This is a genomic window from Paenibacillus sp. W2I17 (assembly GCF_030815985.1).
Classification (GTDB): Bacteria; Bacillota; Bacilli; order Paenibacillales; family Paenibacillaceae; genus Paenibacillus.
The window spans coordinates 79,830-105,182 of the sequence record NZ_JAUSXM010000001.1 but is presented as its reverse complement, the minus strand read 5'-3'; the positions used below and the strand labels follow the sequence as shown (position 1 = coordinate 105,182).

The 25,353-nt window shown below is 45.0% G+C and carries 26 protein-coding genes and 1 riboswitch; of the genes, 4 read left to right on the top strand and 22 right to left on the bottom strand.

Annotated features, from left to right (window positions below):
- Positions 1-3: 3 nt before the first annotated feature.
- The 12 genes from QF041_RS00545 to QF041_RS00490 form a co-directional block, all read right to left on the bottom strand.
- Complete coding sequence (locus QF041_RS00545) at positions 4-414, bottom strand: hypothetical protein (protein ID WP_307410657.1); 411 nt, start codon at positions 412-414, stop codon at positions 4-6.
- 18 nt (positions 415-432) lie between these two features.
- Positions 433-849 carry a hypothetical protein gene (locus QF041_RS00540; protein WP_307410654.1) on the bottom strand — a complete coding sequence of 139 codons (417 nt, stop codon included), beginning with the start codon at positions 847-849 and terminating at the stop codon, positions 433-435.
- Positions 849-3,989 (bottom strand): M23 family metallopeptidase, encoded by a 3,141-nt coding sequence (locus tag QF041_RS00535; RefSeq protein ID WP_307410651.1) that lies wholly within the window; start codon positions 3,987-3,989, stop codon positions 849-851. The genes QF041_RS00540 and QF041_RS00535 overlap by 1 nt, the downstream gene beginning before the upstream one ends.
- Before the next feature lie 15 nt (positions 3,990-4,004).
- Positions 4,005-5,342 carry a hypothetical protein gene (locus QF041_RS00530; protein WP_307410646.1) on the bottom strand — a complete coding sequence of 446 codons (1,338 nt, stop codon included), beginning with the start codon at positions 5,340-5,342 and terminating at the stop codon, positions 4,005-4,007.
- A 115-nt stretch (positions 5,343-5,457) separates the two neighbouring features.
- Positions 5,458-6,108, bottom strand: a complete 651-nt coding sequence (locus QF041_RS00525; RefSeq protein ID WP_307410643.1) for an S-layer homology domain-containing protein — start codon at positions 6,106-6,108, stop codon at positions 5,458-5,460.
- 23 nt (positions 6,109-6,131) lie between these two features.
- Entirely contained in the window at positions 6,132-9,962 is a 3,831-nt protein-coding gene (locus QF041_RS00520) for a phage tail tape measure protein (RefSeq protein ID WP_307410640.1), read from the bottom strand.
- Positions 9,963-10,029: 67 nt separating this feature from the next.
- Positions 10,030-10,362 carry a hypothetical protein gene (locus tag QF041_RS00515; protein WP_223199730.1) on the bottom strand — a complete coding sequence of 111 codons (333 nt, stop codon included), beginning with the start codon at positions 10,360-10,362 and terminating at the stop codon, positions 10,030-10,032.
- 20 nt (positions 10,363-10,382) lie between these two features.
- Positions 10,383-10,862, bottom strand: a complete 480-nt coding sequence (locus QF041_RS00510) for a hypothetical protein (protein WP_076331342.1) — start codon at positions 10,860-10,862, stop codon at positions 10,383-10,385.
- Positions 10,863-10,990: 128 nt separating this feature from the next.
- Complete coding sequence (locus QF041_RS00505) at positions 10,991-11,812, bottom strand: hypothetical protein (RefSeq protein ID WP_307410634.1); 822 nt, start codon at positions 11,810-11,812, stop codon at positions 10,991-10,993.
- A gap of 253 nt (positions 11,813-12,065) precedes the next feature.
- A complete protein-coding gene (locus tag QF041_RS00500) occupies positions 12,066-12,704 on the bottom strand; it encodes a hypothetical protein (protein WP_133385383.1) in 639 nt (212 codons plus the stop codon).
- Positions 12,688-13,779 carry a glycosyltransferase gene (locus QF041_RS00495; RefSeq protein WP_307410629.1) on the bottom strand — a complete coding sequence of 364 codons (1,092 nt, stop codon included), beginning with the start codon at positions 13,777-13,779 and terminating at the stop codon, positions 12,688-12,690. The genes QF041_RS00500 and QF041_RS00495 overlap by 17 nt, the downstream gene beginning before the upstream one ends.
- Positions 13,757-14,416, bottom strand: coding sequence for a glycosyltransferase family 2 protein (locus tag QF041_RS00490; RefSeq protein ID WP_307410626.1), 660 nt, complete (start codon positions 14,414-14,416; stop codon positions 13,757-13,759). The genes QF041_RS00495 and QF041_RS00490 overlap by 23 nt, the downstream gene beginning before the upstream one ends.
- 190 nt (positions 14,417-14,606) lie before the next feature.
- Between QF041_RS00490 and QF041_RS00485 the strand changes: the two genes are divergently transcribed.
- The 4 genes from QF041_RS00485 to QF041_RS00470 all read left to right on the top strand — a co-directional run bounded on the left by QF041_RS00485 (position 14,607) and on the right by QF041_RS00470 (position 16,578).
- Positions 14,607-15,347: a GT-D fold domain-containing protein gene (locus tag QF041_RS00485; RefSeq protein ID WP_307410623.1), complete on the top strand. Its 741-nt coding sequence runs from the start codon at positions 14,607-14,609 to the stop codon at positions 15,345-15,347.
- Between the two features lie 183 nt (positions 15,348-15,530).
- Positions 15,531-15,800 (top strand): hypothetical protein, encoded by a 270-nt coding sequence (locus tag QF041_RS00480; protein ID WP_307410620.1) that lies wholly within the window; start codon positions 15,531-15,533, stop codon positions 15,798-15,800.
- A 175-nt stretch (positions 15,801-15,975) separates the two neighbouring features.
- Positions 15,976-16,203: a hypothetical protein gene (locus QF041_RS00475; RefSeq protein ID WP_036607823.1), complete on the top strand. Its 228-nt coding sequence runs from the start codon at positions 15,976-15,978 to the stop codon at positions 16,201-16,203.
- Between the two features lie 186 nt (positions 16,204-16,389).
- Entirely contained in the window at positions 16,390-16,578 is a 189-nt protein-coding gene (locus QF041_RS00470; protein WP_036607825.1) for a hypothetical protein, read from the top strand.
- A gap of 24 nt (positions 16,579-16,602) precedes the next feature.
- Here the strand turns inward: QF041_RS00470 and QF041_RS00465 are convergent, their stop codons facing one another.
- From QF041_RS00465 to ribD, 10 genes are all read right to left on the bottom strand, one after another.
- The gene (locus QF041_RS00465) at positions 16,603-17,370 is read right to left on the bottom strand and encodes a peptidoglycan recognition protein family protein (RefSeq protein WP_307410617.1); all 768 of its coding nucleotides are present in this window, start codon (positions 17,368-17,370) and stop codon (positions 16,603-16,605) included.
- On the bottom strand, positions 17,370-17,792 hold the full coding sequence (locus QF041_RS00460) for a phage holin family protein (protein WP_133385391.1): 423 nt from the start codon (positions 17,790-17,792) through the stop codon (positions 17,370-17,372). The genes QF041_RS00465 and QF041_RS00460 overlap by 1 nt, the downstream gene beginning before the upstream one ends.
- Before the next feature lie 165 nt (positions 17,793-17,957).
- A complete protein-coding gene (gene ytfJ / locus QF041_RS00455; RefSeq protein WP_307410613.1) occupies positions 17,958-18,449 on the bottom strand; it encodes a GerW family sporulation protein in 492 nt (163 codons plus the stop codon).
- 225 nt (positions 18,450-18,674) lie between these two features.
- Positions 18,675-19,400 carry a DUF2953 domain-containing protein gene (locus QF041_RS00450; RefSeq protein ID WP_307410610.1) on the bottom strand — a complete coding sequence of 242 codons (726 nt, stop codon included), beginning with the start codon at positions 19,398-19,400 and terminating at the stop codon, positions 18,675-18,677.
- Between the two features lie 189 nt (positions 19,401-19,589).
- Positions 19,590-20,246, bottom strand: coding sequence for an SMC-Scp complex subunit ScpB (gene scpB / locus QF041_RS00445; RefSeq protein ID WP_221822076.1), 657 nt, complete (start codon positions 20,244-20,246; stop codon positions 19,590-19,592).
- The gene (locus QF041_RS00440) at positions 20,215-21,015 is read right to left on the bottom strand and encodes a segregation and condensation protein A (RefSeq protein WP_076328266.1); all 801 of its coding nucleotides are present in this window, start codon (positions 21,013-21,015) and stop codon (positions 20,215-20,217) included. The genes scpB and QF041_RS00440 overlap by 32 nt, the downstream gene beginning before the upstream one ends.
- Positions 21,016-21,119: 104 nt before the next feature.
- On the bottom strand, positions 21,120-21,587 hold the full coding sequence (ribH, locus tag QF041_RS00435) for a 6,7-dimethyl-8-ribityllumazine synthase (RefSeq protein WP_307410602.1): 468 nt from the start codon (positions 21,585-21,587) through the stop codon (positions 21,120-21,122).
- Positions 21,588-21,690: 103 nt separating this feature from the next.
- Entirely contained in the window at positions 21,691-22,923 is a 1,233-nt protein-coding gene (locus QF041_RS00430) for a bifunctional 3,4-dihydroxy-2-butanone-4-phosphate synthase/GTP cyclohydrolase II (RefSeq protein WP_076318983.1), read from the bottom strand.
- A 32-nt stretch (positions 22,924-22,955) separates the two neighbouring features.
- Entirely contained in the window at positions 22,956-23,624 is a 669-nt protein-coding gene (gene ribE / locus QF041_RS00425; protein ID WP_150364570.1) for a riboflavin synthase, read from the bottom strand.
- Between the two features lie 62 nt (positions 23,625-23,686).
- The gene (gene ribD, locus QF041_RS00420; protein WP_167483687.1) at positions 23,687-24,790 is read right to left on the bottom strand and encodes a bifunctional diaminohydroxyphosphoribosylaminopyrimidine deaminase/5-amino-6-(5-phosphoribosylamino)uracil reductase RibD; all 1,104 of its coding nucleotides are present in this window, start codon (positions 24,788-24,790) and stop codon (positions 23,687-23,689) included.
- 323 nt (positions 24,791-25,113) lie between these two features.
- Positions 25,114-25,282, bottom strand: a riboswitch (FMN riboswitch).
- Between the last annotated feature and the right edge of the window lie 71 nt (positions 25,283-25,353).

The following is a 25,353-nucleotide window of genomic DNA, read 5'->3' as shown; positions in this document are numbered from 1 at the left end:
TCCTTATCTCAAAAATTTAATGTTGTACCAGACCGACTTGGCTTCAGCCACCGCGTTGTAGAAGTCAAACTTAATGGTCGTCCCCGCCGGAATCGGGTAGACAATTCCGAAACTGTTACCCATGGAAACTGATTCGGGAAGTTCCTTCGTATAGATGGTATGACATACCTTCTCCGTCCCGATCATCAACTCCCAGTAATCGCCGACACAATAGTGGCTTGCAGCAAATGCAATGCTCAGAAACTCTGTGTCATACGCCAATGTGAACGTATCAGACTTGGTGGTCTTGGCCGCCGGAATGTCCAACATCTGTCCCCGAATGAACGGGATCGTCTTTTTACTGAAGTGTGGGTACGGCAGCTCGCGCACTTTGTCGATGACGCCACCCGCGATGTAAGATACATTAAATGCCATGGAACCACCTCCTACATGTTATATACGACTTACGCTCGTTCCAGTTAAGCGCCCTTCGTCATCATAATTTAGACCAATATTGTATGTGAACATCGACTCTCCACTCGGATCATATGTACGGGCCGTCACCTGCGTTAGCCTAAAATACTTGTAATAATCATAATCCGGGTGGGAGTAGCCCACCCCGGAAGGAAAGTCTTCCTCATCCTCTGAGCCAAACTTCATCCAGATCGAAACCTTCCATGCCGATTCATACAAGAGATCTGCTCCAGTCACCCGGTCCAGGTCCTGCATATGCTCCCGATATAATGTAACGGAAGGTTCACCTTCAAGAGGAGAAACATTCGAATTGGAGATACTGCTATATTTGCGAAGCTCCCGGTGGATTAGATCCAGCACGGGAAATACAATATTTTCATTCACAATGCCGGCCATTACACCATCACTCCCTTTCTTGCCCACATCATATCAATGACCTGTAACATGCCACGGTCGACAGAATAACTGGTTTTAATACTTTTAATCGTATATACAGCTCGTGTGGTGGTCGTTTTATCCGTCACAATAACGTTGTCGAGCAGATCAAGCGCAGGATTCGCAGGAATGGATACCTGAAGCGTACGGCACATCCGTTTCATGTCAAAAAAAGCTCGCTCTGCCACCTGTCTTTTGGCTTCAACCGTCTTCGCCCAAGGAACGGCCAGCACCATGGTTCGGATTTCTCCTTTGAGTTCGAGCAAAATCTCCTTGTCTACGAAACTGCTCTGACTATCATTCGAGTCAATAACAACGATGTGACTTCTTCCTCTGGACCAATCCGTGGATTTCGTAATGGAGATCAGATTGTCATTCTCGGAAAACTCTGCCACGACAGGTTTGTCATAATTCAGGCGTTCCAGTCGGTATGTACCATAACGGTCACAGTAGCTTCGATACGGAATCTCCGAGATCACCTCCTGAACAGCTTCCGTAACTTTGGCAGACCATTGCTCAAACGTCCTGCCATATTCCTCGATAAATGGATTAAGCCATCCATTCGGTGTCAGCACTGTACTTGCGTCCTTAACTTCAAACTCACCTTCTTGACCCGGTACGGGGACAATGACCCTACCCGTCTTCTGATTTACCTCAATCAGATAGGTCTCGTCAATCACGTAGTCAGGATAAGAGCGATCCTCACTGGTAGCCCGCCAACCCACCATACCTGCATGTTTAACGAGATCTAGTACTACCGTAGATTTGACCCAGGCCGGCTTTTCAAGCTCCACAGGCTGAGCTGGTGTTGGTGTAACTGCGGGAGTGGAGGTTGCTGTAATGGTCCAGCTTGCAGGGTCTGCAAGCATCTCCTGATAATAGGTCCATACCTTGTCCACCCAATTCTCCCGATCTTGACTCCAGGTCATGGGAGCAATGTCTCCACCATTATGGAAATAAAGTACATCCGCCTTGGAATTCACTTTTTTCCCTCTGGACGCCAACGCCTTGGACATCCGTTCTGCACCGCGCTTCATTTGCTCCTGAATACCTGCGTATTTCTTAGTACACGGCCCCTCACTAGGACAGCCATATCCAAGAATAAAGCTGCCGTTCTCATCTTTACCCTTACCTTGTGTTCCGAGAACGGTCTCGTGCCTGCATATCGCAAGCAAAAACTTATGATCAGGCACACTATACGCTTCAGCTTGGGCCTGTGCAGCCTGAATTATGGTTGATGTCCGATCCGTGCCAACTGCTGCAGGCGGCACCGGATCTGGCACATTATCAATCTCATCTACTTCTGGATAGGCTTTTTTCTCGGAAATGACTTTCTCGATAATGCGCTTGTACATATCTCGGGCCGTAATCTCCAGCGTGGAGCCTTCGCCATTGATGTCCACCTTGTCAATCAGTCCAGTAAATACCCGCATCATGTGCTGACCATATCCCATATATATGCGTATCGGTGTATTTTCACTCAGAACTCCGATATGGAATCCGTTTGCGAAATAAGACCATGGAGACGTCACACCACCAAGCTCAGGAAAATGAGCAGGATTATAATCAGGAGAGAAGAATCCTCTCGGATTGGAGAGGGTCAGCCGTGCTTCCCTGGCTTCAGAATCAAACTGATCATCGATTTCGGCACTAATAATATTGGGAAGAACCTGCGTGTCCATATAAACAAAAGACCCGACCTGAATAACATCCGTCTCTGTCCTTTTATTATTGATAAAATCTCCGTAGCTGTTCGTTTGATAATATCCTTTAGACGGATCCAGCCCTTCTTCACTCTTTTGATTCTTCAACGGAGCAGGCAACAACTCTTGTATGCGAATATAATCAATGGCGAATTTTTTATACTTCTTACTCGAAGCAGGAACAGATCCGGTTGGGACAGTGGGGTTTTGTTTGCCCCCATAGGTCACCTTAATCTTGATACTCTTGGCTTTTGCAGGGATCACAATATTATTCAATTCCGTGAGTTTGGTCAGATCATATGCCCCGTTAAACTTATTGACATAGGCATACGTTTTACCATCAATCACCACGGCGAAAGAATCCCCTTCTGCTTCACTAAAATTAGTCCCCATTCCAATACTAAGCAGCCCTTGCGTAGGCATACTCAGTTTCGTAACGTTAATCTCAAATTCAGCTACGGCGGCTTTGCCTTCAAAGGTGTATAGCAACTTGCCTCCTGAATCAAACATAGTCCAGCCCGATTCAATCTTGGCATAATCCGAAAATTTCAATCCGGTTGTATAAACGTTTTTCTCATGCCAGTCTCGCTTGTCGAACTTCTCATTCAGTTTGATCTCTCCGGGATATCCTTCGACCTGAACCGGCTTTACATCAGTAAATGTTGTTTTCGCATTTCCATGCAGTTTGCGCTGTCCGCTCAGATATAATCTAGGATCAACTGGCTTGCCACCCTCTCCAGTTCTCGTTGTTGGATTAACTCCTTCCCAAATTTCAAAATGCAGATGTTTTCCCTTGCCCGCCGCACGTTCAGCCGCGGACACCTTATGACCACCAGTATATACGCCACCCGTATTGCCTAGCGTTCCAATGACAGCCCCTTGAGCTACTTCATCATCCACCGAACAGAGAATTTCTTTCAGATGAAAATATTTAGTGATAACACCATTATCATGTCTTATATTTACGGCATTACCGGCACCTTCTGTTTTATTTAAGGATGTTCGGACTACTTTTCCGGCCCATGCAGCCAAAATTGGCGTTCCGATCTTCTCCGACAAATCGATGCCTCGGTGAATTTTTGACGCACTATTACGAGGAGCACCAAATTCATCTGTAACAGGAGTAGTAATCAGCGTTTTACCCTTGATCGGAAAACAAATCTCCTGTGCATTCGCTTGAGTCGAACCGTTATATATACCATTACTCGACTCATCCACCCAAACGGATTCTGTACTGATGATGGGTACCTGCTCGGTTACGATATGCCTGAACTCTTCCGTCCGTCCCGGGATAAATGCCAGCCGATCTACTTCGACCCGGATATTGGGAAGCGCTCCTTCCCCCAGCTTCAGACGCTGGGATAGCACATTCATAACCTCATCCGAAATTGGAATCATATTGTAATCTCCCCCTTACTTGAATCGCTCGATGGTCCATTTCATGAATCGGTCCAGGAAAGCTACGGCTTCAGCCCGGGTCATAGCGGAATTCCCAAGGAACCATACCTCTGCCTGTTCTGTGCCATTTGTAGGTCTCCCCATATCTGTTACTATCGCTGCACCATCCAGCTTGTTATTGATCGGAATGCCAGCAATTAGTGGATCATTGTTCGCAAATGTTTCGTCTTCCATTTCCGAGACGGCTATTTTCCAGAAGGCATCCTTGTTCTGTACAACTCGCTCCTTTTTGTCCCGATAATAAATGGCCGAATCTTTGCCGACGTCTGCGAACCTCTCGCTCACATCTTTGAGATAATAGAACGTCACTTCGTCGCCTTCTGAGAAAGGTTGATTGAAAACAACCGTATGGTTGTCAATTTCCGAATAAACCGGTGTTTCTTGGACTTTATCTTTTTTTTCGTCTTTGAATTTCACTGTAATTTTAAGTTTCTTTTTACCTGCCGGATAATTGCCGTTAAGTCTAAAAACCCGTTGTCCCTGAAATGCCGTAATAGGCTGATTAATCCCCGTCGTTGGTGCTTTCATGTCCGTAAATCTGGCATAGAACACCTTGCGTAACTTATTAATCAGATGAAAGGCTTCTCCCCGCTGTATAATGGCATTAGGAAAGAAACAATTGTTGTATGCTGGTTTGAGGGTTGTCGCTTTGATATCTTCACTCATGAACTTGTTATTCTTTGTCCAATAATTGAACTTGCAGGTGACACCGTTCAGATTAAAAGGAAGAAACACCGAGCCCCCTGGGCTGACACAATATACATCCGTTCGGTAACCAATAGCCTTTGTTGCAATTTTGGTTACCGCCTCTGCATCTCCCATGGTGTCTGCCCATACCTCGGAAGGAATACTGAGTCTGCGAAGCGGTTGGCCTGCTGCATACAAATATTCCTGATGATTACGACTGAATGGATCGTAGAAGTAGGTCGTCGCTGCACTAAGAACAGCTCTGGGCAAATCTCCAGTCCAGGACACGGGTGGCCTTTTCCAAGCACTGTCTAGCAACGGTTCTCCATAACTACAGAAGGACACCACCTGTCCTGCTTTCACACCGGTATACAACTCCACATCGGTTAATCCCTTACTATTGGTTTCAGCCGTTTGGTAAATCGTTTGAACACCATCAATAAACACATACAGTGGATTGTCATCTGTTGGTTTAATCAACACAGGCAGACTAAATGAGGTTTGCCCCGCTTTCCCTTTGATTTCCTCATATACAAAAGGCTTGCCTTCCTCAAACTTGTTATAGTTGATCCCGGCCACAAAGACTTCACCATCTTCCAAAACCATATTCGTGGCTTCCATAACATCGTTATAGAACCAATCCCCTTCGTTTACATCAACCCATTTTCGTATGATAAACACCTCCTATCTTTAGAATAGACAGAAAAGAGAGTAGGTCACCCTACTCTCGAATTGTTCGTTCCAGCAGACGCTTGGTTCGCATCAGGAAAGTAACAAACTCTGCTCTGGTTATAAAGTTTTCCGGTCTGAAATATAGAATTGGGGTGCCATCCAATTGTGTTACAACCGTCAGTCCCAAATCAGCCAAGCGTTCAATGGAATCTCTTGCCCAGTGGTCCTTCCCTTCTGTTGTCTGTAAATCCTGAAACTGTATTGCACTCTTACGGTCATATCCATCTTTTTTGATCAGGGTCATGGTCAATTCGACCTTGTACCCCTTCTGATCTTTATCCATCGTATCCTGATGGTAGAAAATAGGGTCAACTTTGATGGACTCTACAACACCAACATAGATATTACCCTTCTCATCATAAAATTTGTGTGTCCAGCCTACGTACATGGCGTAGTCGTGATAGGATTGCTTATCTTTAAACAAGATGTTAATGATGGCCTTGTACGAAGATACGCCCATCTGATGAAAATGCGAGGGAGCATTAATCATTTTAATTTCCCTCATTTGCGGATTGGGCGAAGGTGAAGAGTACGGATCAATGATTCTTCCGTTCACTGGCTCGAACTTCATGCCTGTATCTACATACAGCCTTCTTTTATACCGGTCATTAACTAAGCCAAACGGGTCTTGCTGAGTCATATCAGAAGCCCTCCTTACCTATTTTATCTGGGGATATGATTGCTTCCCATTCTTGCACCTACATTGCTGGCCATATAGTTCACCATACCCGGGTTATTCTGCCGCAGTGTCTTGTCCAACGTAGATGTCAGTCTCTCCACATCTTTTGTGCTGCCTGTCATATTATCGATGTTCACATGAACCGTGACATCACCTGAGCCAACCATCACACTTTTATGTGTATTGTTCGTCGTCATGTAATCAAAGTAATCCATGACCTTAAGACCTGCTGGAATGTTGAAAGAAGATATCGGTTTATCCATTTTTTTGCTAATTTCATACAAATTTTTGGACTGTTCTACACCCAATGCCTGGATTTGTTTAAAAATCTCCATATATTCATTTGATCCTGGTTTAAACAAACCACTATTCAGCAGATTCTTCCAATCTTGCTTGATCGAACTTATTTGTGAGTTCATTTCAGATGCACGGGATTTGTTCAATGCAATTAATTCTGGTGCATCTTCCTTCCCCCCATTAGCCGCCAGGAGATCATACATTCGTTTATCATAATCCAACTGCGTCAACTCAAACTGATCATTCATCTTTCGTCTAAGCTCATCAATCTGGCTGTTTTTAACACCATTCAGTTCAAGCTCTGATTGTGCCTTCTTCTGTTTCTTCTCATTGATCTCCAGGCCCAGTTCATCTTTATCCTTACCTTCAGCCATCTTGTCGTACGTCTTCTGTAAACTTGCAATGGCCTTATCGAAGAACTTGATATTCTCTTGCAGATATTTCTCCATTAGCGCGCGCATCTGACCAGAATCTTCGCGAACACCACTAATCAATAGACGGGATCGAGTGACTTGGTAATTGGTTTCGTTATCACTTGTCGATTTGTTAAGCTGCCGATTAATCTTGGCAATCATTTCATCAATGCCATTGCTCTGTGGCTGAGGCGTATAACCGTTAGCAATGGTACCTATTCCGCCCACAGCAGGAATATACTGCATTTGAGGTTGAATGTATTGTATCTGCGGTTGTTGTTGTTTGCTGTCCGCAGGCGGCTTTCCAGACTCTTTATCCATTTGAATCTGGGCTTCTTTTTTCTCCTGCTTGTAGTTGTATTCCTTGCCCAGTTTCTTCTCAACTGCATCTCCGCCGTCTTCGCTCCATACCGCCTTAAATCCCTTCCAGTAGTCCCCGAACTTGTTATTCGTTGCACTTTCTCCGAATATTGAACTCATTGTGCCGGACACAGCGGCATCCATCCCCAGGTTTAACCCTTTCCACACTTTCCCTACAAAAGATGACTGCTCCATATCCTTGAAATCTTTGGCCAACTCTTCCTTATTGGTAGCGCGAATACTCTGCTTCTCCGCTTCTGACTTACCCATGTTGTTTAATGGATCGACAAGACCAGAGACGACATCCATGGCGGTCATCGCCAACCCAAGTGCCGGTACAGCTTTTAAAGGCCTCAATAATCTCCCGCCGGATTTGACTAATTTCGAAAATTTTCCGGGTGTTTTAATCCCACGGGCAGCTTGCTCCGCATTGATGTCACGCTGAGTAATCGAATTTCCTTGTCTATCTCGAAGAATATTTCCATCTTTATTCCGGATCGGGGCATTGCTGTCAAAAAATGCTTTGCGATTGCCCGTTTCTTTCATATCCTTAAATCTGGAAAGAAGGCCTCTTTTGGGTGTGTTTTTATTCCCTTTTTTCGAGTCGCCCCCCGGATTGAATTCATCCATTATTGCGTCTTTCATGACATCTTTGATCAGGTCTTCATGACGAGCTAAAAAGGTTTTGTTCTTTGGTTCTTCCTTATCATCCTTAACAGGGGATCCAGGTGATTCAACGCTTCCTGCACCTGGAACGACTAATAATCCTCCTGAACCATTCATCATACTTGCGAGCTGAACCTGTTCAAGTTCCTTCAGTTTGGATATGTATGCTGTAGCATCGATCATGCCCTGTCTAAAAGAAGCATTTAATTCATTAACTTCGGTTCTCAAAGTGGAGAGAACGTCATTCAATAGAGTTGACTGTTTACGCAGCTTCTGGATCTCGGATTCGTAGCGCTGAACATCCGTTGAACCGTATGTAAACTCAGCATTAAGGAAATACAACTTGTTTCGTAGTTCAACTGCATCCAAGTCCATATCATCCATCGCCATCATCAAAACTCTAGCTTGGTGTTCAAGTTGCATCATTGCTCTACTCGTGTCATCCAGTTCTCGGCCTAGAAACTCAAGACTTCGCTTCGTCTTTGCAATCTGAATATCGAGAGAATGCATTTCTTCTCGCAATAGAAGAAGTTCTCGACTATACGTTTTGACTCGCTTCTCAGCTTCGTCACGTTCTTCTGCATGAATGGAAGAAGACGCTGTATCCCCATCTTTTATAGCCTGATTGTACATTTTATGTTGATGATCTCGGTTAGTCCGGGCCTGAAGTACATCATCTTGCTTGGAGGCGGTCCTACTTTGAATTTCTGTTCTGCGATGATCCAGCGTCTGCAGACGACTCTGCTGTCTGCCCATTTCTTGCGCTACACCAGCACGTTGCACATCCGTGACTCGAAGTGGCTCGGGAACATCGCTCCCCGTATTTTCGACTTTCCCTGGATCCGCATTCGTAGCACCGTATAGCTTCTGATCGCCTTCATTCATCACTTCACCGAACTTATCCCACGCAACCTGAACACCGACTTCATCCATAATTCGGTTAAGCAATTCCATATGATCAACAATGCCACCCGTACGATCTCCAATTAACCGCATGACTGCGATAAGATAATCGCCCAGCTCGGCAAATTCCTCTTTCAACCCTTGCATCGCCTCATGTGTTGCAATCTGAAATGCGATTTCGATCTCTCGTTGTCGGAATTGAAGGTTGTCTCTACTACCTGTGCGCTGATGAATGGACGCATTTGCATCCGTAGCCTTCACTTGTTCAGCAAGAAGATCGAATCTAACTCGATTCGATGCAAAGCCCTGCTGAGGATTATCTCCTTTTGACTGAACCAACAATCCAGCCTTGCTAATCCAGTTGGCTAATGCATCCTCTTGTGCAAGCGTTCCATCAGGATTACCAACCATTGGAAGGGTCTGACGCATCATATCCATCAAGTCCTGAATGCCAACATCCAACATCGTTGAAGCTCTAATCATCATGTCTGTGACTTGGGACAGATCAAAGCTACTGCTACCCCATGCCGGAGTAACAGCTTCCAGACCTGTTGCCGTCTGTTCTACATCCATATTGCCCACTGAATGCAGCTTGGCTACTTCTTCAGCAAACGCGACAGCTTCAGATGAATGATCATAATTACGAGAACCAATGCGATAGGCAAGACCTACATCTTCCTGATCCATACCATGTTGCAGTGCAATTCGTTGCAGATTTTTGACCGTTCCGGTTTGTGTGAATTGCCCACTGTCATTTGTTGTCCCAGACGATCTAAGCTCCATATTTTGGTCGGCCCGGCTCATCTGTTGATCCATCTGCTGCGACGAGTCAAGGGATTTCTTGAGTAATGTTGATGAATACCCCTTGGTTTCACCTGCTGAAATATATTTCATCGTATTCATCACGGAGTCTATCAACCCCTGTGAGCCAGCTGCAGATACATCCTTCATTTTACTGAACGCTCCACGATAAAAGTGCTCCAAATCGGTAGTCAGTATTTCAATCATTTGCGACTGCATATCACTTCTGATTGTCTCCACTCGTCTAATCAGTGTGCTAACGCCTGAAGGGGAACTCTCTTTCAGTACTGCGTTTTGTCCAGTTAATTGATCCATATCTGTTAATATTTCTTGTGTTAAGGAATGTTTATCTCCTTGTCCTTCTGTTTCAGTCAAAAGAATCACCGCCTTTATGCATAAATCCCGTTCTACCTTCATTTAGGCAAAACGGGATGTCTCTCTCTTATCCTCCGAGCGCTTGTGCAAGCATACCGATATCATCTTCTGATATCTCCGTGTAATCCTCGTCATTGAAGGTTCTTTTACGTCTGACAGTCCCATCTTCTTCAACTTCCTCGCCCCCACCGCCACCGAACATGCGAAGAGGTGCTGTCATAAGTTCAACCTCAAATTGAATATATTTCTCGGCTGACTTGCACAGCTCCGCAACCTGAGGGAGTGTGTACTCCCAAATCTCCCACTTGTTCAGCCCACAGTGTTTATGGAGGGTGAAGAAGATTTCTCCCCAGTGAACGGGTTCCTGTGTTTCCGTATCACGGATTTCGGTTCCCTCCAAAGACTCCCCCTCGGTGCGTTCTACTTTTTTAAACCATTGAGTCCAATGAGCATATCAATGACTTTGCGAGCTGTGTTCAGATCAAGGTACTCATCCAGATACTCTCGATTGATGATATACTCACCATGCTCATCTTTGGTCACGATATGTGGATAGTTTTTGAATGCCATTGCCAATACATCAAATAAATCCTGTTGCCGCTTTTCATCCAGTTCATCATTCTCAGTCGGAATGAAGTTAAGAATAATGGCATCGATATTCACCGTTTTCAGCAACTTCATCAGACGGCGGGCATCCTTCAGGTTACATGGCGGAATACGATATTTCCGTCGATCCCGCAGCGTAATAATCTCATCATCTTCAAAGAATGCACGCTCAGCAGCTTCCACTTCCTCCGGAGTCACCCGTTTGTTTTCCGGATCATCTTTGATTCGTTTCGCCGCTTCCTCATTCAGCTTTTCCGCAAGTTCACGCTCGGCTTTTTCTTGTTCTGTTTCCATGAATTTAAAGACCTCCTCAAGGCATTCTCCCCCATATAATAAAAAACCTGGCAAGGCAAGGCTCTGTGAAGGGGAGGACACAGATGCCGTTTGATACCTTGCCAGGAGCAATCAACCTTATTTAGATATTAGATCTTGCTTGGTGCGCTGAAGCGTTTGATACTGCCGATTTTTCCGTCAGCACGTTCAGGATCAAGAATCTGCAAGGAGATTGCAGATGCAGAAGCGGCAGCACGCTGGGCATTGATGCTGAATGTTCCTTTTGCACGGCACATGTACAACTCGGTTTCAACACCTGCATACGAACCATCTTTTTGCTGGAACGTCCCGTGATGAACGACAGAGATCGGGAATGGTACTTCGTCAACCAACAGGTCAACCATGTCTACAGTTTCTTCACGTTTGTAGTTCAGCACAATCTCCTTATCGATATGGACCGCATTCAGGATAACTACACCATTTGCTTCGTCGTAGAAGAACGCATTCGGTTCCACGGCCGTTCCTTTTAAAGTGAGTTGTTTCAGCAATGTGTTGGAATCTTTGAGACGAACCGTGATGCCACCGTTGCTTCCATAGATTTTATTTGCATATTTTGGCTTGGCTTCAGCAAAGCCAGAATTGGATACGCCTGCAGCCACTGTAGACTGCTCATTCAGCACCCATACATAAGACTTCACTTGCTCTTGTACCGTTGAACCCATCATCAGCTGGATCGCATCCAGATCGAATTTGGCATCTGTTGCCGACACTTCAATCGATTTGGACTTCACCAGTACATCAATGGCGAACAGACCGTCACCACCAAAGATATCCTCAAGCTCCACGTTAAGGTCAATTTTCAGATCTTGCAGGGTACCCAGGGTAACTACCTCAATTTCGCCCATCGGATCTTTTGGAAGGCGTTTAGCCATGAACGTACCTACACCTTTGATAATCATTTTTTTAGCCATTGAACAGTCCACTCCTTAGGATAGTATGTAATTTTAGCTACCGAGACTTGCTTAAGCCGGGATCAGGTTAAATGACTTGATGATCGGGAGATCCTTCGTTTAACCCGTCTGGCTGTTCGCCGTCTCTGCTTTTTATAGTGTAGAACGCTATCTTCATTCCCTAACGATAATGCAAACGAAATATATTGAAGCACGATTAGCCCTGTCATCTTTGGAAAAGGAATAGTCCTGCATATGATCAAAGAAAAGACCCCTACATCAGAGGGGCCGTTCTGTTTGGCAAAGCATCTATAATTTGCGCTACCTGTTCTGCACGTTCCTTGATCTCAAATTCATCGGCAGTAACCAGATGAACATGTGAGCAGTATTTGCCATGCTCATAGATTCTCTCAGGTGTAATAAAGACAACGTCAGCAACAGCTTCCATCTTGTGTTTGTGCTTCTCGTACTGATCCGGATCGGTCAACGAATCAAATACGACTAGATCAGGATAGGCTGTCTCGACCGAACTTGCCAGCCGGCTATCGTTCACCCAATAGATTACGCGATCACCTTGAAACAGCGTACGGACATTATGGCCCACACGGGCTACAACAAAGTTTGGAATCTCCGGATATGGATACTCCAAGGCATCTACCTGATAGAACTCATCACTGGAGTTGATATATATTACATTGTAGCCTACTTCCGCGAGTGCTTTTAACAGCCGTTGTGGTCGACGCCCGAATCGTTCACTATGGAAATCGATCGCAGGCAGATATACAATCGTAGTATCCGTGTTTGGGGTGTATGTCGTAACATTGAACTCCGTCGCGTCAATCTCTATTTCTTCAAGCTCAATTGTCGGTGTAGTCGATTGGCTACCAAACATTCGTTTAAATATCTTTTTCATTTCTCATACCTCCTATGACCTGATTAATCATCTTCACGGCATCCATTGCCCTGCCATCCCAGCTATTAGACTTAGCCACCCTTACTCTTGCCGCAATTTTGGAAGCACTATTCTCACGAATCGCTTTCTCCAACATCACCCCGCAATTATGCTGATTCATAAAGTAAGTTACATCGCTGTACTTATGAACAATTTCCTCCATACGCGTTGTCAACACAGGTTTGCCCGCAGACAAATATTCATAATATTTGATCGGATCGCAGCCCCGGATCATCTCTGTCAGCTTGAATGGCACGATACAGACATCGAATTGAGCAATGTAGGCGGGAAGTACTTTATAATCTTTGTGTGGAAGACAAGTCACATTGGGATGCACAATATTTTTTTGATAGAGGGCATTGTTTCCAATCAAAACGACACGATAACCTTTATCTGCAATAGCGGTAATCAGCGAATAATCCACCCACGATGCCATTGCCCCGTGGAAACCCACAATCTTTTGCCCATCATGAACATCGGGGAAGTCCGCCGGTTTGGGCAGAATTGCCCGCGCTTTCTCAAAATGTTGGTAATCTGCCCCGTTAGGGCACATAAAGATTGGTTTGCCGTCATGTTTATGTGCCTCGTACATCACCTTGGCAGTCGTGGCAATAAGATCTGCACGGTCAAAACATTTCGGGATGTAGGATTTCCACACAGCAAACTCATCAGCCGAATTATCAAGGTAATCAAATACGGTAAAATCAAACTTCCGTCCATCCGAATAATTGTACTGACCTGGATTCGAGAACCAGAGTACTTTCTTTCCTTTGACCAGGTGATCGTAGTTCACACCTTTTTGCACAAGGAACAGATCCTCATTTAACTTTTCAATCGGGCGGCTCTGCTTCCTGTACGTTTCTTCATTGATAAAGATAGCCCGTATACCTGGAATATTGGAGAAGGCGGTCATCAATTGCTGAGGACGTTGGAACAAGAGGTTCCAGTCAAGTGCGGGCGGGTAGACAATGGTCATTTCTATACTTTCAAAAACCGGATTTTCTCGTTGTTTTCTACGAAGCAGCCAATTGAGCAATCAACTCCACCCCTTCCGCATAGGCATGAACGGGACGCAACCGAGTATCTACAAACAGTTCAAACCCCAGTCTTCTAGCTTGCTCACAAAATAGTGCATCTTCACCTGTTGGATGAGAACCATATCGAACGCCTGCTTCGATCACTTCACGCTTAATCAAATATACGGCACCTGTCAGTTCTACCGGGAACAAACCCGCTTTGAATTCAGGTATATGTTTTCCGCCGATCATGGCATTATGAGCCTTCAACTTTGGATGATTCCGTATAAGCATGGAACATATATCCTTGTCATTATCCATTAACTGCTGCAGGCTATGCTCAGGAACGAGGATATCCGTATCAATCGAGAACAGATAATTACAGTCCGATTTCAGAAACTCATCCAGAAGCATATTCCTCAACAACGCCAGGTTGTGATAGGAATATTGTCCACGTATATGACCATATGTTCTCCCCAGATTATGAGTTAGATAAGGAATCTGATGACAATCAAGGATATGCTCCGTCTGATCTTCACTATCATTCAGGATATACATATAATGCTTCTGCACTGCTTGCTGCTCAAGTGATTGCAAGTGCCGTTCCATAATCCAAGCCCGGTTTCGTACAGGACTACCTATAAATACGTTTTTCACAGTCCATCCCCTCTCCCTTTTTACATAGTCTAGACTGTTGCTCAATAACCTTCGCACGTTGAACAAAAAAGGAGTGATTCCTCAAAAGAAGAGAGAGAACGAAGCATTTTTCCTATTCTAGTACAGAAGGAGTTGATGAATATGTATACCAAAGAAACCATTATTCACACATGGAAAGAAGGTGACATGCATGCTGGGGAGTGTAGAATTAATCCACAACTGGTTCCAAATGGCCTCTGATGGAGAAGCCCATGCTTCTGTTCGATTTGGGGATGCTTCCAACACCATTCTGGCCCACGATACCGTTCTGACTATGGATTTCATCAAGTCTCATTACGGCTGGTTGAACGATCCTACCTATTGCGGGATAACCTTACCCAATGCAAGTGCGAGAGAAATTATCGTACACTGCCTGCGAAAAGCGGATTACGTCGGACATCTGATCCAGACGGATCACTGGTATTTCAAGCCGTTATTCGATATGTGCCTTGCATATTACAAAGTCGAACCCAGGGAGACCTTCTATGCTTTTGAGAATAATTACATCGCCCGATTCAAGTTATTCTATGAAACATTCAAGACCATGCCTATTCTGATCTGCGGAGCCAAGGCCGAGCAATATCGAGAAGTTCTGGAGCGGAGATACGGGTGGACAAGCATCGTGGGAACGGTGGACTGCCCCTCGTGGTCTCATGTGAGCACAGCATCCAAACAAATGGAACATATCTACCAACAGACACCGTGGAAGCTTGCTCTGATATGTGCAGGTGCACCCGGCAAGGTACTGGTTATTAAGGCCAAAGAACTGCAAACCGTAGGTGTTGACTTTGGTTCCGGAGCAGATGTTGCCATTCAAGCCGACAGCGAAAATCTGAACGCATGGGATTACAACGGATTTCCTGATTATTGGGAAGGCAGACCTAAAAAATGACCCTCTCCGGGTCTTTTTTACTGGATAAAACTGTGATTATAATCCGATTTTATTGATTTAGTGGCTGTTGATAAATTAAACTATCTGCCTTATTATTGTTAAGATAACTCCTAATCTAACCTGGTTTAAACTTGCATGAAGAGGAGCTCTGCTAAGATATTCGAACCGTTGGAGGGAAATGTAATGGCGTACTCGCAGTCAAAGACCGAAATAGTAGCAACTCATTTACGAACAAGATTTATGGAAGGTAACGTGGAGGGACATGAGATCGTTGTTGCCTTGATCAGTATGGTCAAAGCTGAGAAGATTAATTTAGATGAGGTTGCCCCTATTCTCTCTACAGTCTTTTTTGAACAACCGCAAGGTATTCTGTTGGCACTCAAAAAAGCTAGCACTCTGATTGATGATGAATTAATTGATTCCATTCTCCACGAAGTAAACGAAAAAGCTTAATCTTACATACAAAGGGAGAGCTTATCATCAGATTTTAATTTACAACAACCCGTTATTCTCTCCACACTTTTAGATTGAATAGATTCATCACTGAGAAATTGGACTTTCTCGTTATTTTCTGTCCTCCTCCGCTTATTCTAGTAGTATTACGAAGGAGGGGACACCAATCGAGACAGTGAATAAAGCCATTTTATTTTTAGCAGTTATTGAAACCATGCTTGAAGCGCTCCACCATACAGAAGTAGATCAGACAGAACTTGTGGATTCGCTTGTCATGTTAGGCTTTGATCCCATTGAGATGTTGTACGAGACAAATACGATTAGATCTTTCCAAAAAATATGCAGGGCTTTCGCAGAACTCCATCTTACAGATGAGGCCCTGGACACGTTCTCAAAAGAGTAGTTACATAAGCAGAACCCCACATCACATTCGACGTGGGGTTCTGCTTTTTATATTTATGAATTTTGAACCCGTTTTGAACCGGATCAGCTTAACCTTCCCCATCCTGCCTCGTATAGGTCATCTAGGGACCATGGACATCTCCATCGCCCCTGTTGACTCTGACTTAATAAACGAAAGGATGTTTGTATGAGCTCACCCACACCAACACATGTGATCGAAACAAATCAACTCGCTGTTATTGGAGTCGTCGATGAATCCTCGATTCAGACCCAATATGAACTTGAGTATCCTGACCATATCGTGATTATACAACATTTTTATTTTTTGAAAGATCCAGCACACTTTAACTCCTGGTTAACCAGCAGACAGGCATAACCCCTATCCGAGATGTATTTTAGGTCAGGACTTTTTACGTCTGCGCTCATCAATTAAAACCTTCAGTAACAGCAACTCTCCATAGGTTAACTTCTTCTTGCGTACCTTCTCTACCCATGCCCAATCGTCAATCACCTTGTCGTTGTAGGCATCTCCAATGTACTGATCAAGTTCATTCCAGGCCCATTGTGCATAATCCAGAACCGTATTCATCTCATCATCCTCCGTGACTGCTATTTCTTGTAGTGGGTTTAATTTTATATGTACTGCTTGCTTAAATCTTTCATATTCACCTGGTTGTTTAATCCATGGCAGTGGGCATTCCTTCCATCCAACCACTTCTTTATGTGTGAAGAAGACGGGTGGAAAGCCCCGTTCCCTGATTAGGTATACCGCGAGGTCTACAACGTTATTGAATGTATCTTCATGGATACTGCCATCCTTTTCAATGCACATCTCAATGCCCACTGTACTATTGTTCGGATATGTCCCAAGTTTGGCTAGAGCTTCCTTCGTGTATGTTGCACTCCCGCAGTGATAGGCTAGTTCATCATCCGGGAGACTGTTATATATCGAATTTCGATCTACCGAGAAATGTGCACTTGCATAACGACCTTTCACTGCTTTATTGGAATCTTGCTGTGCCAGACTTGCAAAGTACTTGCTAATGTTCTTGGCGGGCGCCCCGGGAGAAGCCGTATAATGCATCACAATCCCACGTTTTGCTTTTAATTTCAGTCCGGCTCGGCTGTATTTATTCACAGGTATGTAATCCTTGATGATCTGTAACATTACATCTTCCCCTCGTCTTCAACTTGATCTTCATTGCCTCGAAGCTTAAAGAGAGCTGAAGTGATAAACTTCGGTACAGGCAGGCCCAGTTTCCCCAGGTTCTCCAATATACTGATTCCTTCCGTACCGATAATGAACATTAACATTGCATCTCGCATAAAATCATTGGAATTGCCTGCAACCATATCCAGTTGATGTGCAATAATGACAAAAACAAATGTCAATGACTTACGAGCAAGCCCCCACCATCCAACCCTGCTGGATAACTCCTTCCTATACCATGCAGACAGCACCCCTGTAATGTAATCCAGCCCCACAAAGATGGTCACTGCAATAAACAGGTGATCAATTCCCCCTACCAAATACACGACTGCAGATAGCAGCCAGCCAAACAAAACCATAAAAACGGTGTCTCTGTGCATTAACGTTCCCCCTTTAATAACCTATTTCATGTCTAGGTTAGGCGGATCACAGACATAAGTCTCATGCAATACGGAAACCCTCCGAAAAAACGCTCAATGTGCTTCAAACAAACAACAAAAAATCCCTCTCGCATGGGGTGCGGAAGGGATCTTTGCGTATAGATCTTAGCTATAAGTTGATGGGTCTGGTGTAACGGGTACATCTGTTGTATTCGTTTGTGTTGTATTCGTTGGTGTTGTATTACGTTGGAACATGCCCTGGATTCGGTCAAGAACATAAGGGGTAGAGTCAATGAGCTTCTCAAACAAATGCGTGGAGTTATCGAGTGGTACAATGTGTACCCCTTGTTTACCAACGACAAGAAATGCGATTGGGCGGATGGAAACTCCACCACCACTACCTCCACCAAAAGGTGAAGATACAGAGGCATGCTCTGTCTTCGCTCCTGTCGTGGAACCAGTCTCCTTGTTCTTTTCATCATTCACGCGAAAATCGCTACCACCTGCTGCAAATCCGAAACCCACTTTACTGATCGGCAGAATGACTGTACCGTCAGGTGTTTCAACTGCATCGCCAACGATAGTATTGACATCCACCATGGCCTTGATATTTTCCATTGCAGTTTCCATTAAGCCTTGAATTGGATGATCTGACATCTGAATTCCCTCCAGTTTCAATGTAAGCTAGGTTTGATCTAACCATATGATCCCCAAACACCAGGGGACTTATGTAACAAATGCATTTTATCCATATCCTGCGATTTCTCAGTCTCATCTGGGCTAAAATGTGTAACGAGTGTTCTACACATCACTGTACCCATCAGAAACTGCCAGTCCAAATTGAGATAACATGAACGAATAACACATCTCTGTCTTCAAAAGTTACGGTTTTGCCCCTTCGAGCTTTTGTTTCTCCTTGTGTTTACGACGCTGCTCCCGCAGTAGCTTGAACCACATCCGCCATCCTCCCTCGACTTGTAACACTCGGGTTAATAACCTTATTCCTGCAACCATAATGGCTGTAATCCGGATCTTCAATCGGAATTCAAGTTCCGTCCGGAACTCCATCTCATCTGACCATACCGGTATAACTTCAAGCATTGGCGTCTTTTCAATCTTAACCTGATAGGTCAGAAAACCAATGATAATGGACTTGATCCCCCATACCCAGCCCGTAAGGACAGCCGTATACGCTGCATCACTTACCCCGATGTGAGTAGACCAGGACAGTTGGGTCATATGTACACGAGTAAGGGTCTGCTTCAGCCAGAGCTTTAGCGCATCGGTAGCCCTCAGCATGATTTTGACATCTTTAACCCATTTTTTAACTTTACGTTTGTTGACTCGCTCGCTTCCCTCGGCCCTCCCTCTGGAATGATTCATGGATTGTTCGGTCTTGACCAGAAAACCTTCCTTCATATTGCGAAAAACAATACTCGGGATTTCATAGTTAATCCGCACAATTCCATAGAGAAGACGAACATTAATATTGGCGTAATCATCACTTTTATGTTTACTGAATGTAAAATGTACATGAACATTTGAGATGAGGACTGCGGCAATCAGCAATGCGAACAACAAACCGATTCCTCCAAGCCAAATCCACACAGGCCTTACCTCCAAGCCCTCAATTCTTTTTCTAGTCTAGTATGGCACTCTGGATAGGAAAAAATTCACGTCTGACCTAAAAATCCCATTTCATATTTGTTTGAAAACTGTTTTATTCATCATTTATCTAAAACATTGCACAAAAAAACCGACTCCACTGATGGGTGTCGGTTAGTATGAGCTTGCAAATTAGAGTGAAGAATCCGTATTATCATCTTCGCTGTCGATATGACTTAGATCATCCGCCGGATCAGCACTTTCCGGTTCCAGTTGTTGCAGATCCAGTTTGTTGAATAAAAGTTGTGTCTCTTCCTCCAGGTTTTCCGAATCTTCAAACAAGCCTGGTTCCGGAAGGTCTTTAATTGAAGCCAGTCCGAAATAATCCAGGAATGACTTGGTCGTTCCATACAGAATTGGTCGTCCGATCGCCTCGGCTCGTCCCACTTCAATAATCAAATCCTTATTCACAAGCGTATGAATGGCCCGCTCCGATTTTACACCGCGGATTTCCTCAATCTCTACCCGTGTAATGGGCTGCCGGTACGCTACAATAGCCAGCGTCTCCAGAGCCGCTTGGGATAAGGACGTGCGTGCTGGAGAGTACGCCAGTTTCTCAAAATACACAGCATGCTCAGGCAAGGTGCCCAGCTGAACTACACCAGCGATCTTGAGAATCTGTACACCTCGTCCCTGCTGTGAGAATTCATGAATCATCTCCTCAATCGCGTCCGTTACAAGTTCCACTCGCTGGTCGACGATCTCGGCGATTTGTTTGATACTCAGACCTTCTTCTCCGGACAAAAACAGCAGGCCTTCAATAATCGATTTCAATTTCGGAAAATCCATGATTCTTTGTTTCCCCTCTCCACTCCATAACAATATCCTCAAACATCCGTTCCTGATAACAGACAATCTGCTTCATCTTCATCAGTTCCAGCACCGCCAGAAAAGTGACAACAATCTCATGGCGATAGATATGCTCGTCCATCAACTTGGAGAATAACAGTCTGCCTCCCGGCCCCATACTTTCCAAAGCGCCGATGACATCCCGTATCCGGTCCTTAACCGAAATCTCATCCCGTTTGATTCGGGTTACAGTTGTGCGCTTCTCAGCCTTGCGTAGCGCCTTCTGAAAGGCTGCAATCAGGTCAGAGGTGTGTAAACCCTCAACCGGGTTTGATTGGGCTTCTACGGGCATATAGGGGCGCAGATCCTCGGGCTCTTTGGAAAATATAAGGCTGCGTTCCCACTCCCGTTCATGAAGATGACGCGCAATTCCCTTGTACTTGCGATATTCTATCAGACGTGCAATCAGCTCTGCACGTGGATCATAATCTTCTTCTTCCATAAAATCATAATCCTCGAAGTCCTCAATGACCGGTGGTTTGGGCAGTAAAAGTTTGCTCTTGATCGACAGCAGTGTTGCTGCCATGACCAGAAATTCACTCGTAATATCCAGTTCCAGTTCCTGCATCGAATGCAGATACGCCATGTATTGATCGGTAATATCGCTGATGGGAATATCCTGGATATGAATTTCAGCCTTATCAATCAGATGAAGCAGCAGATCCAAAGGCCCTTCAAAAGTCTCCAGTTTGTATGTAACTACCGTCACTAGACGAATCCTCCCGCCAGAAAAATACAAAACCCTGCTAAGCCGTCCGAATCCGGTTTCCCGTGTTCGTCTGCGCAAAGCAGGGCACTACTATTAAATAAGCACTATTTTAGCTGTTTCGTCAAGTTTGCCATCTCAATTGCCGCCGTAGCTGCATCCCAACCTTTGTTACCCGCCTTGGTTCCGGCACGTTCAATCGCTTGTTCAATATTTTCTGTTGTAACCAGTCCAAAGATCGTAGGCACGCCAGTTTTCAGGTTAATTGCCGCTATCCCTTTAGCCATCTCGTTGCACACATAATCGTAATGCGTAGTGGACCCACGAATGACAGTTCCCAAGGTAATTACTGCATCATACTTGCCGCTCTCCGCCATTTTCTGCGCAATCAAAGGGATTTCGAACGCACCTGGGACCCAAGCTACATCCACTTCCTCATCCTTCACGCCGTGACGTTTGAATGCATCGAGCGCTGCGCTAAGCAATTTGCTCGTGATGAATTCGTTGAAACGTCCAACAACAACTCCATATCTTAATCCTTCTGATACTAAATGTCCTTCAAAAAATTGTGCCATTCATGTCATCTCCCTAACGGTATAATGTAATGTAAGTAACGGAAATCCCTAATTAATCTCTTCCATAAATTACATGGTGAACGTTATTCATCTAAAAATATATTTACTGTTCGTTTTGCTCGATATCATCAAACTTGAGCATATGCCCCAGCTTGGCTTGCTTGGTATGAAGATACACCGTATTGTCCTCGTTCTCCTCCATCTGGATCGCGACACGCTCTACAACTTCAAGTCCATATCCTTCAAGGCCTTTAATTTTACGAGGGTTGTTAGTTAACAGTCTGATCTGACGAACTCCAAGGTCTTTCAGAATTTGAGCGCCAATTCCGTAATCACGCAAGTCGGCAGCAAAACCCAAACTCAGGTTTGCATCAACAGTATCCATACCTTCCTCTTGCAGCTTATAGGCTTTGAGTTTGTTGATCAGGCCAATACCCCGACCTTCCTGTCTCATATAGAGCAGTACGCCATTGCCTTCCTCGTGAATCTGTTTGAGTGCCGCATCAAACTGCGGACCACAGTCACAACGATGCGAATGGAACACATCACCTGTCAAACATTCAGAGTGCACACGTACTAGCACAGGTTTCGAACCATCAATTTCTCCTTTGACCAAAGCCACATGTTCCTTATTGTCCACAGCATTTGTATAAGCCACCGCTTGAAACTCACCAAAGTCCGTTGGCATGCGTACAGCCACTTCACGTTGAACCAGCTGCTCTTTTTCGTTACGGTAACGAATCATGTCCTGAATACTGATCAGCTTCAGATCATGTTTGCGGGCAATCTCCTGCAGATCCGGAAGTCTGGCCATCGTGCCATCTTCCTTAATCACTTCACAGATAACGCCAGCAGGGTAGGAACCACACATGATAGCGAGATCTACTGCAGCTTCCGTATGTCCGGCACGCCGAAGTACACCGCCGTCTTTTGCAATCAACGGGAACATGTGACCAGGCTTACGGAAGTCCCCAGCTTTCGCCTCAGGATCGATCAGACCTTTCACAGTAATAGAGCGTTCATGTGCCGAAATACCTGTTGTCGTATCTTTGTGGTCCACAGAAACGGTGAAGGCTGTTCCATGGAAATCCGTATTTTGTTGAACCATCGGTTTCAGGTTAAGTTCGTCCGCACGTTGTTGTGTAATCGGAACACAGACCAGACCTCTACCTTCAGTAATCATGAAATTAATGACTTCAGGTGTCGCCTTTTCGGCCAAAGCGATAAAATCGCCCTCATTCTCCCGATCTTCATCATCCACAACAATGACGGGTTTACCACGCATGAGATCATATATGGCTTCTTCTATTGTGTCCAGAATGGATTGTTCTGACATTGGTCCACCTCCAGTTTTTTTCTGTTCTCTATTTATGCAAATCCGTGATTGGCGAGAAAATCTTCACTGATACTGCGCGGCTTGCCAGCACCTGTCTCCCGATGTCCTCTCCCATACTGGAGCAGATGATCCACATATTTGCCCAAAATATCGCATTCGATATTAATGGTATCCCCTGTCTTTTTCACATTTAGTACAGTTTCACCAATGGTATGCGGGATAATGGAAACCGTGAATGCGGTATCCGACGTATGGACAACGGTCAAGCTAATGCCATCCAGTGTAACCGATCCTTTGGGGATCAGATATTTGAACAACTGGTGATCATCAGGTTTGATCTCAAACACAATTGCATTCTGATCACGTGTTATACTGCCAATCACTCCAGTACCATCGACATGGCCCTGAACGATATGTCCGCCAAAACGACCACCTGATTGCATGGCCCGCTCCAGATTAACTTTACTCCCAGATTGCAGCTGACTGAGATTGGTATGGCGGTAGGTTTCAGGCATTACATCAGCGGTAAAACCTCCACCTTCGAGCGTTGTCGCAGTTAAGCACACGCCGTTCACTGCTACACTATCACCAATCTTCAGATCGTCCATGATGGCGGAAGCTCCGATATTCAGGACCATCGCTTCGCCTTTCCGACCAATACGCCGGATCTGACCGACTTCTTCCACCAAACCGGTAAACATGCTGCCGCCTCCCTTTTTCAAGTTATAAAGAACCTAACTTACTTTTTTTCAAATTCATTTATTTATTCAGGCCACACTGGAATACCGCCAATGCTGATATTATCTCCAACTTGTTCGATCTCCAACTGATTCAATTGAATCGCCTGATTCATACGTTCCACACCCTCGAAGCGGAAGCTTCCAGGTGTATCATAACCGCCTACAATCTTTGGAGCGATAAACATCAGCAGTCGATCAACCAACCGTGCCTCCAGCATGGCTCCATTCAAGGTGCCTCCACCTTCAAGCAAAATTGAACCAATCTCACGCTCACCCAACTTGCTAAGTCCGTTTAACAGATCCACACGTGGTCCAGGACCACAGCGTATAATTTCGACGCCGTAGGCTTCCAAACGTTCAGCAGCTTCAGGACTGGCTTCGTCTGTTGTCAGCACCCATGTTGGAGCAAGACCATCCTTAACCATTTTGGCACCTACGGGAAGACGTAACTTGGAATCCACCACAATGCGCACTGGACTAATGCCTTCGACTTGCAAACGGGTTGTAAGTTCCGGATTATCGGCAATCACTGTGTCGACGCCAACCATAATTCCCTGGTGACGATGACGAAGGGCATGCACAATCTCACGAGCGGGCTCGTTGGAGATCCACTTGCTGTCTCCGCTGCGAGTAGCAATTTTGCCGTCCAAAGTAGTAGCCGTCTTCAGTGTCACAAAAGGTAGACCCGTTGTAATAAATTTAATGAATTTTTCATTCATGCGTCTTCCACGCTCACGCAGTACGCCAACTTCAACTTCAATGCCTTGTTGACGAAGCATGCTTATGCCCCTGCCGGATACTTGCGGATTTGGATCTTCACAACATACCACAACACGTTTCACCTTTTCATGAATCAGGCGTTCACTACAAGGTGGCGTCTTGCCATAATGACTACAAGGCTCAAGTGTAACGTATACCGTACTTCCTTCTGCATCACTGCCTGCCATGTTAAGTGCATGCACCTCTGCATGACCGGTTCCACGTTTCAGATGGCTTCCCAGGCCTACAATACGACCCTCTTTCACAACTACACATCCAACGACCGGATTAATCCCAGTCTGTCCCTGTGCTCGTTCCGCCATATCCAATGCAAGTGCCATATAAAATTCATCATTGATCATTTCCAAATCCGTTCACCCCGCGGTTTAAAGTCTTGTTTATTAAAAAATCCCCGTCGAACAATCAGTTCGATGGGGATGATGAGAGACAAATGTCACCAGCAGGAGTGAAATGGATACAGCACGCCAACACTTTGCCCAAAACTTCATTTCGGACAAGTGAAAATAGACACATACCTTAATGAACATCAATTACAGGTAAAGAGCTTTTATAGTGCGGCATATGTATGGAACTGTCCGGCGTAACCGGATCTTCCCTGCACAGTGCAAGACATCACACATCGTGACCGTGCAGCAATACTCCTGCTGAATGCAAACCTGTTAGGTCTGCACCTCTCCTTCTCCCATCCAGACTATACTGTCGGTTCTGGAATTACACCAGATCAGCCATCTGCCAATGGCAGACAGGTCACGGACTTTGCATCAAGTGCTGGACACATAGGTCCTTACACTTCCTGCATCACCGCCGGTAGGGAATTGCACCCTGCCCTGAAGGATTGCTTTCGTTATTACTTGGATGTTAGCACTTTAATGCCAAAAAATCAATTGTTTTTTGTTCCTTTTTGTCACAT